The 14,223-nt window shown below is 39.9% G+C and carries 11 protein-coding genes and 1 pseudogene; 10 read left to right on the forward strand and 2 right to left on the reverse strand.

What is annotated here, in order from left to right; all coding sequences use genetic code 11:
• Position 1: 1 nt before the first annotated feature.
• From pheT to BMG01_RS04745, 10 genes are all read left to right on the forward strand, one after another.
• On the forward strand, positions 2-2,458 hold the full coding sequence (pheT, locus tag BMG01_RS04700) for a phenylalanine--tRNA ligase subunit beta (RefSeq protein ID WP_036067581.1): 2,457 nt from the start codon (positions 2-4) through the stop codon (positions 2,456-2,458).
• 80 nt (positions 2,459-2,538) lie between these two features.
• Positions 2,539-3,825, forward strand: a complete 1,287-nt coding sequence (locus BMG01_RS04705) for a UDP-N-acetylglucosamine 1-carboxyvinyltransferase (protein WP_004915827.1) — start codon at positions 2,539-2,541, stop codon at positions 3,823-3,825.
• Positions 3,826-3,917: 92 nt separating this feature from the next.
• Complete coding sequence (locus tag BMG01_RS04710) at positions 3,918-4,184, forward strand: type B 50S ribosomal protein L31 (RefSeq protein WP_004915829.1); 267 nt, start codon at positions 3,918-3,920, stop codon at positions 4,182-4,184.
• 39 nt (positions 4,185-4,223) lie between these two features.
• On the forward strand, positions 4,224-5,615 hold the full coding sequence (gene rlmD, locus BMG01_RS04715) for a 23S rRNA (uracil(1939)-C(5))-methyltransferase RlmD (protein WP_004915832.1): 1,392 nt from the start codon (positions 4,224-4,226) through the stop codon (positions 5,613-5,615).
• Between the two features lies 1 nt (position 5,616).
• Positions 5,617-6,945: a UDP-N-acetylmuramoyl-tripeptide--D-alanyl-D-alanine ligase gene (gene murF, locus BMG01_RS04720; protein WP_004915833.1), complete on the forward strand. Its 1,329-nt coding sequence runs from the start codon at positions 5,617-5,619 to the stop codon at positions 6,943-6,945.
• A gap of 24 nt (positions 6,946-6,969) precedes the next feature.
• Entirely contained in the window at positions 6,970-8,112 is a 1,143-nt protein-coding gene (locus BMG01_RS04725; RefSeq protein ID WP_004915835.1) for a serine hydrolase, read from the forward strand.
• Positions 8,113-8,147: 35 nt separating this feature from the next.
• Positions 8,148-9,698, forward strand: a complete 1,551-nt coding sequence (locus BMG01_RS04730) for a DEAD/DEAH box helicase (RefSeq protein WP_004915836.1) — start codon at positions 8,148-8,150, stop codon at positions 9,696-9,698.
• A gap of 130 nt (positions 9,699-9,828) precedes the next feature.
• Positions 9,829-11,010, forward strand: a complete 1,182-nt coding sequence (locus BMG01_RS04735) for a folylpolyglutamate synthase/dihydrofolate synthase family protein (protein ID WP_004915839.1) — start codon at positions 9,829-9,831, stop codon at positions 11,008-11,010.
• Complete coding sequence (locus BMG01_RS04740) at positions 11,000-12,397, forward strand: MFS transporter (RefSeq protein ID WP_004915841.1); 1,398 nt, start codon at positions 11,000-11,002, stop codon at positions 12,395-12,397. Before BMG01_RS04735 ends, BMG01_RS04740 begins: the two co-directional genes overlap by 11 nt.
• A gap of 26 nt (positions 12,398-12,423) precedes the next feature.
• Complete coding sequence (locus tag BMG01_RS04745) at positions 12,424-13,041, forward strand: JAB domain-containing protein (protein WP_004915843.1); 618 nt, start codon at positions 12,424-12,426, stop codon at positions 13,039-13,041.
• Between the two features lie 10 nt (positions 13,042-13,051).
• Here the strand turns inward: BMG01_RS04745 and BMG01_RS04750 are convergent, their stop codons facing one another.
• Positions 13,052-14,020 carry a thymidylate synthase gene (locus BMG01_RS04750; protein WP_004915845.1) on the reverse strand — a complete coding sequence of 323 codons (969 nt, stop codon included), beginning with the start codon at positions 14,018-14,020 and terminating at the stop codon, positions 13,052-13,054.
• 91 nt (positions 14,021-14,111) lie between these two features.
• Positions 14,112-14,223, reverse strand: a pseudogene (locus BMG01_RS10910) (IS30 family transposase); the annotation flags it as partial.

Consider the following 14,223-nt stretch of genomic DNA (forward strand, 5'->3'; position numbering starts at 1 on the left):
CATGAAAACGAGTTTAGCTTGGTTAAATGAATATTTGGATGAGCCACTTGCTTTAGATGAGGTTGCTGTTAATCAACTGGCTGAGCAAGTTGCGCGTACAAGTGTTGAAATTGATAGCTATACCACTATTGCGCGACAACAAGATGGTTTGGTTGTGGCAAAAGTTTTGAGCGTTAACCCACATCCAGATTCAGATCATATGGTTATCACACAGATTGATGCTGGTGAGTCTGAACCGATTCAAATTGTCACTGGGGCGCCAAATGTCGCTGTCGGGCAATTCGTTATTTTGGCAAAAGTTGGTGCACATATTATCAACCATGATAGTGGCGAATTGGTGACGCTTTCTGCAGTGTCACTACGAGGACAAATGTCTTATGGTATGTTGGTCGCTTTGCAAGAAATAGGGTTTGATAACAAGATTGCACCTAAAGATTTTGAGTCTGGTATCTATGTTTTTGGTCCAGATGATGGTGTGCAACCTGGCGATGACGCAATTGCTGCTTTGGGGATGAATGAACCGGTCTTAGATACTGATTTGACGCCAAATCGCTCAGATATGCTTTCTATGATTGGAACAGCGTATGAGTTTGGTGCAATGCGACATGTGAAGGTTCAAGAACTCGACTTTGAATTAGTTGAGTATGAAACAACTGCTGATAGCCAAGTATCAATTCAAATTGATGATCCATCTTTGGCACCAAAATATGCATTGCGGGTTGTTAATCAAGTTACTGTGCAGGATTCACCACTTTGGTTACAAAAAAAGTTGTGGAATGCAGGCATGAGACCAATCAATAACATTGTTGATATTACCAATTATATGATGCTGATGTACGGACAACCCTTGCATGCCTTTGATTTAGATAAGCTATCACACAAAGAAATCCATGTTCGCCGTGCCAATGAAAATGAATCTTTGGTCACATTGGACGGTCAAAATCGGACACTACGTGCTGAAAAAGATATTGTGATTGCCAGTGGACAAGATGGTTTAATGTTAGCCGGTGTTATGGGTGGCATTAGTTCGGAAGTTGATACCAACACTAAAAACATTGTGATTGAAGGTGCTATTTTTAATCCAAGTCTTATTCGTGCAACAGCACGTCGACATAATCTTCATTCAGAAGCTTCTGCGCGATTTGAACGTGGTGTTAATTGGGACAATACCTTTACTGCTTTAGATCATGCTGCAAGTTTGGTAGATAATTTGGCTAATGGTCAAGTGGCGCGTGGCCGCGTTGAAGCATCTAATCAGCAACGTGAAGCGATTCATATTTCATTAACTGCTAAACGAGTTAATCAAATATTAGGAACTTCTCTTGATGTGACTGCAATTGCAGGTTATTTTGATCAATTAGCATTCACATATCAGATTAATGGTGATCAGATTTTAGTTGATGTTCCTGCACGCAGGCCAGATATTAGTATCGAAGCAGATTTGATTGAGGAAGTGGCACGACTATTTGGTTATGATAACTTGCCATTAACCTTACCATACGGTCCAACAACCCCAGGTAAATTAAGCTTGCTGCAACGTCAAATCAGAGGAACTCGACGTATTTTGGAATCATTAGGATTAAATCAGGCCATTTCTTATGTCTTAACGACACCCAACAAGGCACAACTATTTGCAGAAAATTCGACAGATAACGTTGTGACACTTGACTATCCAATGAGTTCTGACCGAACAACTGCGCGACAAAATCTATTGGCTGGTCTTTTAGACGATGTCGTCTATAATGCGGCACACGCTGTTCATGATATTGCGCTTTATGAGCAAGGACGTGTTTTTATTGCCAAACAAAATGATCAGCAACCAGCAGAAATTGAACATGTCGCTGGGGTGTTAACTGGTAATCGATTTGCATCCACTTGGCAAAAAGGTAAGCAAGCACAAGCAGTTGATTTTTATGACATTAAGGGTGTGGTAGAAAGTTATTTAAAACAGATTGGCGTGAATGATGTCAGTTATCGAGCAACTAATCGTCATCTTAATATGCATCCTGGTCAGACAGCAGATATCTATTCAGGCACACAGTACTTGGGATTTGTAGGACAAATTCATCCGCGCTTGACGAAGGCGCAGAAACTAGCGCCAGTGTTTGGATTTGAGTTGAATCTTTTTGCTGTGTTGCAAAATGTGCATTCGAGTGTTTCTTATGAGCCAATTTCCCGTTTTCCTCAAATGAGCCGTGATATGGCGTTGCTTGTAGATAGTCAGGTGACATCTGCTGAAATTGAACATGTCATTCGAGAATTTGCTGGCCAGCATTTGGTTGATGTGACATTATTCGATGAATACACTGGTGATAATTTACCAGAAAACAAAAAGTCTTTGGCTTATACTCTGACATATCAAAATAATAATGAAACACTTGTTGAAGCTGAGGTTAACGCTGATTTTGAACACGTTATAAGCAAATTGCAATCGCAATTTAATTTGACGATTCGCTGATTATTTTTCTAATTTAATTTGAGTTGTGCTTGAAAACACGTTATAATTGAATGCAGACTATAAAGTTACAGGATAATTTCATGGCAAAAATAATCATACAAGGTGGCCATCGCTTACGTGGTGAAGTCACTATTGGTGGCGCTAAAAATTCAACAGTAGCACTGATTCCGGCAGCAATTTTGGCCGATACACCGGTTAAATTCGACACAGTACCACAAATTTTGGACGTCAAGAATTTGCAGCTTATTTTGCAAGCGATGAATGTTAGTTCAACGTTTGAAAATGGTGAATTGACAATTGACCCAACACATATTACTGAAAGTGACTTACCAAGTGGTGCAATTAAATCATTGCGGGCTTCGTATTATTTTATGGGCGCTTTACTAGGACGTTTCAGTCGTGCGACAGTGACTTTTCCTGGTGGAGATAATTTGGGACGACGGCCAATTGATCAACACATCAAAGGTTTTGAGGCGCTGGGTGCGACAGTGACGGAAGTCAATGATATTATTCATATAGACGCTACCAGTCATGGCCTGATTGGTGCGCGTGTCGCGTTGGACACAGTTTCTGTTGGTGCAACTATCAATATTATTTTGGCTGCTGTGCGTGCTAAAGGGCAAACAATCATTGAAAATGCTGCGCGCGAGCCTGAAATTATCGACATTGTCACATTCTTAAATAATATGGGCGCTAGTATTCGTGGTGCAGGAACTGATACCATTCGTATCGCTGGCGTGCCTAGTTTGAAAGCACGAAACACACATACCGTTATTCCGGACCGAATTGAGGCCGGAACATACATGAGTATGGCTGCTGCATATGGCGACGGTGTGACGATTAAAAATGTCATTCCCGAGCACTTAGAATCATACACTTCTAAGCTGATTGAAATGGGCGTTAATTTAGATATTGGTGAAGATACAATTCATGTTTATAAGTCAGATGAATTGAAGCCTGTTGCTATTAAGACAATGCCTTATCCTGGTTTTGCGACTGACCTTCAACAACCAATTACACCGCTGTTGTTGTTAGCTAACGGAGAAAGTACAATTGTCGATACGATTTACCCCAAACGAGTGAAGCATATTGCTGAACTGCGTCGAATGGGTGGCGATATTGATTCGGCTGTTCCTGGCGAAATCAAAATTAATCAATCACCGCGCCTGTTGGGTACAAGTGTTCAAGCTGCTGAAATTCGCGCTGGCGCGGCGCTTGTTATTGCTGCTATCATGGCAGAAGGTGAAACAGTGATTAACGACGCAGATCATATTTTGCGTGGTTATGACCGTATTCAAGAAAAGTTAAGCCGTTTAGGCGCTGATGTGACGATAGAAGGCATTGATTTGATTAATTTGATGCCTTAAATAGTTGCATGTTAGTACAAATTTTGATACAATAATCTAGTTAATAACTGACTCTAGGTCACGAGACTTAGGGCGCTAAGGAGAAACGAATCATGCAAGCAGAAATTCACCCAGATTATCATGCAGTTGTCTTCGTCGATGCTTCAACAGGTAAGAAGTTTTTGTCAGCTTCTACTGTGACATCTGACACAACAACTGAATTTGACGGTAAAGAATATCCATCAATCCGTATGGATATTACATCAGACTCACACCCATTCTATACTGGTAAGCAGAAGTTTACTCAAGCCGATGGTGCAGTCGACAAGTTCAACAAGAAGTTTGCTGGATTTGGTTTCAAGAACAACGAAGACAAGTAATTGTTCATTCAAAAACGTTCACCTTGGTGAGCGTTTTTTATGTATGAGGGCAGAACTATCGCACGCACAATTTTACCGGTTAAATTAGGGCAAGAAATAACGGCAGTTGTGGATGATATCCGTATTGATGGTATGGGCATTGTTCATGTGACCGAGCACTATCCCTTATATATTGCGGATGCTATTCCAAATGAGAAAATTCGTTTACGCGTCACACAGGTAGATAAATTTTCGGGTTATGCACAAGTAATTGAACGGATAGTATCTTCCAATGCTAGACAAGACAATCATCGTCAGTATTTGATTGAAGCTGGCACAGCGCCTCTAGTTAACTTAAAATATGAAGCGCAACTCGCTTTAAAACAAAAGCAAATCCAAAAATTATTTGCTAAAAAAGGTTTAACGGTCACTGTTGCACCAACTGTTGGGATGCAAAATCCAACATACTATCGCAATAAAACGATTGTACCAGTGAAATGGCAAAATGGTAAATTGACCAGTGGTTTTTATCGTCGTGGCAGTCATGAACTAGTGCCCATGACGGATTATTTTGTGAATGACGCGGAAATTGACCAAGCTATTGTTGTCGTTAGAAATATTTTAGAGAAATATCAAATTTCAGCTTTCGATCCAGATACGCAACAAGGTGCAATCCGTTATATTATGGTTCGGAGAGGTTATTATTCCCATGAATTAATGGTTGTCTTAGTTTCTGACGTGTCAACTTTATCTAATGAACCTGAAATTGTGAATGAAATACATGAACAACTACCTGAATTAAAAAGTTTGCGATTAAATTATAGTCCAAAACGAGAGTTTGTGCTATTGAGCCCTAATAACAGAACGTTATGGGGCGAAGATGCAATTCATGATACATTGTTGGGCTATGATTTTATTATTGGTCCTAATTCTTTCTACCAAGTTAACCCGCAAATGACTGAAATATTATACGATTTAGCAGCTCAAAAAGCTGAATTACAAGCGGATGATGTTGTTATTGATGCGTATTCGGGCATTGGCACGATTGGTATTAGTGTGGCTAATCGTGTTAAAAAAGTGATTGGTGTTGAAGTTGTGCCTGGTGCGGTTGCTGATGCGCAGTTGAATTTGCTTAACAATCAGATTACTAATGCGACGTACATTTTAGCTGATGCACCTGAACAATTTAAACGTTGGCAACAAGAAGACCTAAAACCGGATGTTGTATTTGTTGATCCGCCTAGGCGTGGGTTAACTGCTGAATTAATTGAAGCAACAGTTGACATGAGACCAGATCGTTTTGTATATATTAGCTGTAATCCTGTAACACTTGCTCGAGATGCTGTTGAAATCATTCAACGAGGTTACCACATTGACGGACCAATATTGCCCGTTGACCAATTTCCGCAAACGTCTCATGTTGAAAGCATAACGGTATTTCGAAAGGATTAAAATGAATTATTCTGTATCAAAAATAGGACAAATATTGCATGCGCCTACTCAGTTAGGTGATGTGATTGTCAGGGGTGTTTCTTTTGATTCGCGCCAAGTTAAACCGGGTGATTTGTTTGTGGCAATGGTAGCACAAAAAGATGGACATGATTATATCGAACAAGCATTCAATAATGGGGCAGTAGCTGTACTGGCTGATAATCAACACCAAATACCATCAACTATTGCCGCCGTGATAGTACCCGACACATTGACAGCACTTCAAGCGTTGGCACAATATCGACGACAAGATATTAATCCCAAGGTTGTAGCAATCACAGGCTCTAACGGTAAAACAACCACCAAAGATATGGCTGCAGCGGTTTTGGGTACAAGGTATAAAACTTTTAAAACACCCGAAAACTTCAATAATGAAATTGGCGTACCGCTAACACTTTTGACGATGCCAGAAGAAACCGAAGTGCTCGTTGTTGAATTGGGTATGGATCGTTTTGGTCAACTTTCCGTCTTGTCAGACTTGACCATGCCGGATATTGCGATTATCACGATGATTGGTGAGGCGCATATCGAATTTTTCAAGACGCGTGCCAATATTGCTAAGGCAAAATTAGAAATCACTCAAGGCTTAAAAGCTGATGGTACACTGATTATACCTTTTGACGAACCCTTGTTGACAACAGCTGCTGTTAGTCAATCGGTTGTTCATTTTGGACAGAAAATCAGTGATATAGATGAAAATGAAGGTGAAACTTCTTTCACGTTTGATAATACTCGATTTGCTATTCCATTGCGAGGTCGGTATAATATAATGAATGCGCTCGCAGCGATTTCAGCGGGTATCTTATTACATATTGACACAAAAGACGCCGCAAAGGCACTTAAACATTTTGATTTGACTAAAAATCGTACTGAAACGCTCACGACAGCTCACGGCGTGACTTTGATTAGCGATGTTTATAACTCAAATCCAACTGCTGTAGCTGCCGTTTTGGCAACACTGAAGACGATTCCTAGTGTACACAAGTATATTGTGCTAGGAGACATGTTAGAATTAGGCGATCAAGCGCAAAACTTGCACGCTGGTCTGGCAAAAGCGGTGACAGAGGCGAATGTTGATGGCGTTTACTTAGTTGGAAAGTTAATGAGGATGTATCTTTATCCCATTTTGCAACAACGTTTTGATTCAACGCACTTGCACCAATATGAAACAGATCAGTTAGCCGAATTAATCACAGATTTACAGACGTTAGGTGAAAACGGGGACGTGATTTTGCTTAAAGCAAGTCACGGAATTCATCTTGAGAACGTTGTTAACGCATTAGTAAAATAATTTAATGTGTCGGGGGACACACCTATGCAACGAAAGCAAAGTCGAAACATTAAGCGAAGAAAATGGATATTTGTAATTTTTTTGCTGAGTTTGTTACTGGGCACTTTGTGGCCTTTAACACTAAAAGAGGCGACAGTTACATTGAAACCTATTAAAAATGATGACTTTAGTGTCAATAATGTCAACATTTTGGGTCGAAATGTTGTACCCCAAAATGCGCTTGCCAAAGATGCGGATAACCAGTTAAAGCAGTCACACTATATCGGAACTGCTTTAATTGTTCACAAAAATAAAATTATTTTACAAAAAGGCTATGGTTATGCGGATGCTAAAACGAAACGCCTTAATGACGCCGCAACACTGTTTCAGATTGCTTCAATTCAAAAAGGACTCACAGCAACATTGGTTATGAAAGAAATTGAATCTGGTAAGCTATCTTTTGATACGAAGCTTAGCCAGTTTTATCCTAATGTTGCTAATTCTGATAAAATCACAATAAGTGATTTGATTACGATGACTAGCGGGCTAAGTCAACACATACAGCCAGTAACTTTTGAATCAGAAGCGGATAACATTGATTTTTCTGCGGATCATGCAGTTGTTATTGGCGAGCCTAGTATTGGCTATGGTTGGTCATATCAAGCTGTTAACTATCGTTTACTGGCCGGCATATTGATGAAAGTGACACATAAAACTTATACACAATTGTTTGACCAAATGTTTGATCGTCACTACCATTTAAAAGCGGTACAATATGATGCATTCAAAACATCAGCTAATCGTGCAATTGGCTATGATGATTCATATGACAAGCCGTATAGTGATAACGATGTTGCCTATCATCGTGAAACAGGAACTGGTAATGTTGCAATGACAACAGGTAATTTGTATCGATATTATTATTTGATGATTAACAAAAAAATGATACATAGTCCAGCCCAATTATGGCAAACGAAGCCCGGTGAAAGCTATGCTGCAGGTATGTATCATTTCCCAAAATATATGACTGCACATGGCATACTACCGGGATATGAACCAACTGTAATATTGTCCAAAAAAGGTCAGGATGCTGTTGTGCTATTGAGTAATCAATATTACAAACAGCATACTTTCCAACCATTAGCCAAGAAAATATTTACACAAATGACTGCCATTCCTACAAAGTGAATGGTTTACGCACAGTACGTGCAAGGAGAAAAATTTTGAAATTTAGCGAATTAGGTTTGTCACAAGATATCTTAGATGCCATTAAAACACATGGTTATGTCGAAGCGACACCAATCCAAGAAAAAACAATTCCGTTGACATTATCAGGACGTGATGTTATTGGACAAGCGCAAACGGGAACCGGTAAAACAGCTGCTTTTGGTTTGCCAATTTTGGAACACATTGATTTAAATAATAAAAACATTCAGGCTCTGATTGTTTCACCAACACGTGAATTAGCGATTCAAACAGCAGATGAATTAAAAAAGCTCGGACATGACAAACATGTTGATGTGCAAGTTGTGTTTGGTGGCGCTGACATTCGCCGTCAAATTCAAAATTTGAAGTCACATCCACAAATACTTGTCGGTACACCTGGTCGTTTGCTAGACCACATTAACCGCAAAACAGTTAGATTGGATCACGTTCGTACCCTTGTGCTAGATGAAGCCGACGAAATGTTGAACATGGGATTCTTGGACGATATTGAATCAATTATTGATAAGACACCAGCTGAACGTCAGACGTTGCTATTCTCAGCTACAATGCCACCTGCTATTAAGCGTATTGGTGTTAAGTTCATGACTAACCCAGAGCACATTCAAATTGAAGCTAAGGAATTGACAACTGATTTGGTTGATCAATACTTTGTACGGATGCGTGAAAATGAAAAATTCGATACGATGACTCGTATTTTTGATGTCCAAGCACCAAAATTGGCAATTGTTTTTGGTCGCACAAAGCGTCGCGTTGAAGAATTAGCTCGTGGTTTAGAAGCTCGTGGTTACCATGCAGCTGGTTTACATGGTGATTTGACGCAACAAATGCGTTCACGTGTTTTAGCTCAGTTTAAGTCACATGAAATCAATATTTTGGTGGCAACAGATGTTGCGGCTCGTGGTCTTGATGTTAAAGATGTTTCTCACGTCTATAACTTCGATATTCCACAAGATCCTGAAAGCTATGTTCACCGTATTGGCCGTACGGGTCGTGCAGGCGCCAAGGGTGTATCAGTGACGTTTGTGGCACCAAATGAAATGGATTACTTGCGTGCAGTTGAAGAGTTGACTAAAAAACGTATGACGCCTCTTGAACCTGCAACATTACAACAAGCACGTGTCGGTAAAATTAATAATGCTGCCGGCGAGGTGGCAAAGTTAATTCAATCAACTGATGTAGCAGAAATTCAAGATCAAGTTAATGCTTTGACTGCACAATATTCTGCTGAACAGTTAGCGGCAGCTTTGTTATCTAGTGCAGCTGATTTAGAAAAGCAAAATACACCAGTTGAAATCACACGTGAACGTCCATTACCACGACGTAGGGGTGGTGGTTCACGCAATGGTGGTGGACGCCGTGACGGTAACCGCGGTGGTGGCTATCGTGGCAATCGTAACCGTCGTGGCAATGGTGATCGTAGTAATGATCGTCGTGGCACAAGTGAACGCCGCTTTGGTGATTACAAGCGTCGTGATGGCCGTTCAAATGAGAGTCGCCGTAATAGCGGCGGTAGTCGTCGCGAATTTACCGTTCGTGAAAAAGGATAAAATACTGTTATTGAATTAACGGTAAGATAAATAAACACGATGAAACCGTCCAAACAAATTGGACGGCTTTTATTTTTCAAGATGATATTAGCTTATAATGGATACAAGACTATCTTTGGTGGAGGGAAACATGAGAACAGTTGCAGAAGCTATTGCCTATATTCATAGTCGCCCAAAAGGCGGGCAAAAAGAATCATTGGAACGCATGCATGCCTTACTTGACCGTTTGGGAAATCCAGAAAAGATCATACCACCGGCTATTCATATTACAGGAACTAACGGGAAAGGATCTGTTGCTACTATGTCAAGCAACATATTGCATTCCGCGGGTTTTCATACTGGTTTGTTTATTTCGCCTTTTATTACAGATTTTCGGGAGCGAATTCAAATTGATAACCAAATGATTTCATCGGAGGATTTGCTGTCAACTACCCAAGATGTAGCAGATGTTTTAACTGACCTTGATCGCGATTTGGCGCCAGATATTCCGACTGAATTTGAAGTCTTAACAGCTATTATGTTTACTTTTTTTGCCCGACAAAACCTTGACGCACTAGTGATTGAAGTTGGTATTGGTGGCTTACTTGACTCGACCAATGTGATGCCAAATGCACGTGTGGCTGTCATTACAAGCGTTGGCTTGGATCATCAAGCCCTATTGGGGTCCACTATTGCTGATATTGCTCGACAAAAAGCAGGTATTATTCACAACGACATGCCTGTGGTTATCGGTCAAGTTTCCGGTGAGGCGCGATCCGTTATTGAAAGCTATGCTTCAAAGGTCATAGTTGGTCATTTGGGTGAATTTAATCCTGGGCTGCCTGGAGATTATCAAATTGTGAATACAGCTACCGCAATTGCTGCCGTACGTGCTTTTGATGAACAAATTCCAGATTCAGCCATTACTCGTGGACTTGAGACAACACGTTTTCCTGCGCGGTTTGAGCTATTGCGTACAAATCTAATGATTGATGGTGCACATAATGCACAGGGGCTGCACGCCTTGTACAAGGCACTAATCAAGTCCTATCCAACAGGCAAGATTCATTTAATTATTGGCAGTTTAATGGATAAAAACGTGACAGATTCTTTTTCTGAAATTTTGACTCAAGATCGTTTTACCATTACCTTAGTGCCATTTACTGGGCCTAACGGTAGACATAGTTTGAATATTGAAGCAACTGCAAAAAAATATCCAGTGCAAACAGCAGTGAACTGGCAAACAGCTGTAAAGCAATCTGACGCTGATTTAACGGTATTAACAGGTTCATTATATTTTGTAAGTAAAGTGAGAGAAGAGTATGCAAAGTGAAAAATTATCATTACGCTTAGTTTTTAGCGTTTTGGCAATTGGGATTTTAGGATTTACTGACATTATGTTAGAAACAGCATTAAATGTTAGCTTTCCGATATTAATGACAGAATTTCATGTCACATCAAATGTCGTGCAGTGGCTGACGTCTGGTGTGATTTTACTGACAAGTATGGTGGTTATTTTATCACCGTGGTTGAAGAAAAATTTTACTAACCGTAGTCAATTTATTACTGCAACTATTATTTCTTTAATTGGTGTATTAATTAATGCGATTAGCGGTGATTTTGGCTGGACATTGTTTGGACGGCTACTACAAGGAATTGGCGGTGGTGTTGGTTTTCCTTTGATGTATAACGTGATTTTTGAACAAGTGCCAGAGAAAAAGCGCGGGACAATGGTCGGATTGGGGTCACTTATTATCTCGTTTGCCCCAGCAATTGGACCAGCTTTTGGTGGCTTTTTAACACAAAATTACGGTTGGCATATGGTGTTTTGGGTGGTGTTACCAATTCAGCTTTTTTCACTTGTATTAGGTTGGTGGACAATTCAACAGGTTGCACCATTAAAAAAAGAAAAACTAGATTTGATTGGTTGGCTACTGCTGAGTTTGTTCTTCGTAGCGGGTATTTCTGTTATCGAACGTACCAGCACTCATGGATTGATTAATACTTTAAGTTTGAGTATGATTGTGGCGATGATAATTGGTTTAGCGGGTTATCTATTTCTTGCAAAGCGAATTGCCAATCCATTGATTAATCCGGCAATTTTCAAATATAAAACTTTTCGCTTTGGTATGGCAGCTTCGTTTACGACACAAGTTGTTAATTTAACGTTTAATTATGCGGTTCCGATGGTATTACAAATTGTATTATTGCAAAATTCTCAAGTAGCAGGATTGGCACTGCTGCCTGGCGCATTGGGATACGCGCTGATGGCTATTTTATCAGGTCGGCTATATGATCGCTTTGGTGCGCGTGTACCAATCATTACTGGTTTGATATTGATGTTGACGGGAACTGTTTTGATGGCGTCTTTGCCGATTAGTTTGACCTGGTTGACACTTGGCTTTATGGTTATACAGGTTGGTGCTGGTTTTTGGTTTGGTAATAACATGACTTTCACAATAAGTCAGGTGCCAGTTAATTTTCAGAGCGCGGGTAATTCAATTTTTTCAGCGACTAATAATTATTCTGCCGCCATTGGGATTGCCTTAGCTGCCGGTATCATCGCTACTTTTCAAAAGCATGCCGATGATGTTCGTGATTTGGTCGTAGCAACTCATTCGGGCACCATTTGGACATTTAGAATTGATGTTGTATTGATTGTGTTGTCTGCCATTTTGTCATTAAGTGCATTACATTTTGGGAGAAAGGGCTTACGTTAACGTATTATGTTGTAGAGGTAAACAACATGATTACTAACAAAATTAAGCAATTTTATAGACTATTTGGACAAGAGGAAGGCTCTGCACTACGTACTTTTCAACGTTACTTTCCTGAACCATATACGTTAAATGAAATAACGCATGATACAGCTGAGGACTTTGCTTCACATAATGAAGTTGCTAATCAAGCGTTATTGATCGGTGTTGAAATAGGAAAAGCCGTTGCTTTCCAAAAAAGGCCGATTTTACTAAACGCAAAATATTCGACTAAAATGGGAATATTTGCTCAAAAAAAAATCGGTCATTTGCCTCAAGAGCAGCTATGCTTGGCGCTTTTGGATGCACAGCTAAATGTTATTGGTTGGGAAACTGTTTTTGTTGGTACTGTGAGTCACGTGCAAGCGTCACCTAGAGAAATTTTCCAGCGTGTTTTGAAAGCCAATGCGCTAGGATTTATGATTGCTCATAATCATCCTAGTGGTTATGTCATGCCCTCGAAAGCAGACATTGCTTTTAGCCAGCGACTTGCAACACTTGGGCAACAAATGGATATTCATTTGTTTGATTCATTTGTTGTGACGCAAAGTGATTATTGGAGTATGTCTGAAAAAAAGCAGCTAAAAAAGCTATCCCGTAATAATTAGGATAGCTTTTTTAAACAGCGACAGGTGCTTTGATAGCAGGTTCGCTGTCGTAATCCAGAACTTTGATGTCATCCATTGTGTAGTCAAACAGTGATTTTACTTCAGGATTTAACCATAATTTTGGCAGTTTATGCATTGGTCGTGAAAGTTGCTCGTTAATCTGATCAATGTGGTTGTTATAAATATGTGTATCGCCAATTGTATGAATAAAATCGCCAACCTCATAGCCAGTTTGAGCAGCAACCATATGAAGCAATAAGGAATATGAAGCAATGTTAAACGGCACGCCAAGGAAAAAGTCACCAGAACGCTGATATAGCTGTAAACTAAGCTTACCATCAGCCACATAGAATTGACTTAAGACGTGGCAGGAAGGTAAAGGTGCTTGTGGTGTGGTTTCGGCGTTCCATGCTGTCAAAATTAATCGGCGAGAATCAGGTGTGGTTTTGATTTGATTAATGAGACGATTGACTTGATCGATGGTGTCTTCACCAGCAGTTAGGCTATTTGTTTCCCAACCGCGCCACAACTTACCATACACATCACCAATGTAGCCAAACGTTTCCTTAAAATCATCATCATGAAGGATTTTATCGACAAAAATAGCTTTTTGTTCCTGATATGCTTTGTTGAATTCAGAATCATGTTGTGATCGTCGGCCAAAATCACTCATATCAGGACCAGCATAGGCATCAGATTCAACCCAATTTTTAAAAGCCCATTCATCCCAAATATGATTATTGTGTTCGAGCAAAAAGCGAATATTATTGTCGCCACGTAAAAACCATAAAAGCTCACTTTTAATTAAGCCGAAAAAGACTTTTTTTGTGGTTAAGAGTGGAAATCCTTCTTGCAGATTGAAACGCATTTGTGTGCCAAACAGTGAATGTGTACCAGTTCCGGTACGATCACCCTTTAATGTTCCCTCATCGAGAATTTTTTGTGCTAAGTCTAAATATTGTTGTTCATTTTGAGACATGTCTATTTTTTGTACGCGATTTAGCTATTGTAAACAGATTGGTACGCGCGATTCCTTTCAAAAAATCATTACTTAAGGTAGATTGCAAGAATTAACCGAACACTGCAAACTGCTGAAAAACCTTTCGTGGTGATTGCCAGTTGAGTGTTTTCATTGGTCTCGCATTGATCCAATGATTAATTTGATCTAATTCTTTGGCGCTA

Source organism: Leuconostoc sp. BM2 (assembly GCF_002095565.1).
Classification (GTDB): Bacteria; Bacillota; Bacilli; order Lactobacillales; family Lactobacillaceae; genus Leuconostoc; species Leuconostoc falkenbergense.

What these genes read in the sequence shown, in the direction of transcription:
- BMG01_RS04740 (WP_004915841.1), top strand. Translation starts at nt 11,000, where the DNA reads ATGCAAAGTGAAAAATTATCATTACGCTTAGTTTTTAGCGTTTTGGCA.
- BMG01_RS04750 (WP_004915845.1), bottom strand. Translation starts at nt 14,020, where the DNA reads ATGTCTCAAAATGAACAACAATATTTAGACTTAGCACAAAAAATTCTC.
- BMG01_RS04745 (WP_004915843.1), top strand. Translation starts at nt 12,424, where the DNA reads ATGATTACTAACAAAATTAAGCAATTTTATAGACTATTTGGACAAGAG.
- BMG01_RS04705 (WP_004915827.1), top strand. Translation starts at nt 2,539, where the DNA reads ATGGCAAAAATAATCATACAAGGTGGCCATCGCTTACGTGGTGAAGTC.
- BMG01_RS04725 (WP_004915835.1), top strand. Translation starts at nt 6,970, where the DNA reads ATGCAACGAAAGCAAAGTCGAAACATTAAGCGAAGAAAATGGATATTT.
- pheT (WP_036067581.1), top strand. Translation starts at nt 2, where the DNA reads ATGAAAACGAGTTTAGCTTGGTTAAATGAATATTTGGATGAGCCACTT.
- murF (WP_004915833.1), top strand. Translation starts at nt 5,617, where the DNA reads ATGAATTATTCTGTATCAAAAATAGGACAAATATTGCATGCGCCTACT.
- rlmD (WP_004915832.1), top strand. Translation starts at nt 4,224, where the DNA reads ATGTATGAGGGCAGAACTATCGCACGCACAATTTTACCGGTTAAATTA.
- BMG01_RS04710 (WP_004915829.1), top strand. Translation starts at nt 3,918, where the DNA reads ATGCAAGCAGAAATTCACCCAGATTATCATGCAGTTGTCTTCGTCGAT.
- BMG01_RS04735 (WP_004915839.1), top strand. Translation starts at nt 9,829, where the DNA reads ATGAGAACAGTTGCAGAAGCTATTGCCTATATTCATAGTCGCCCAAAA.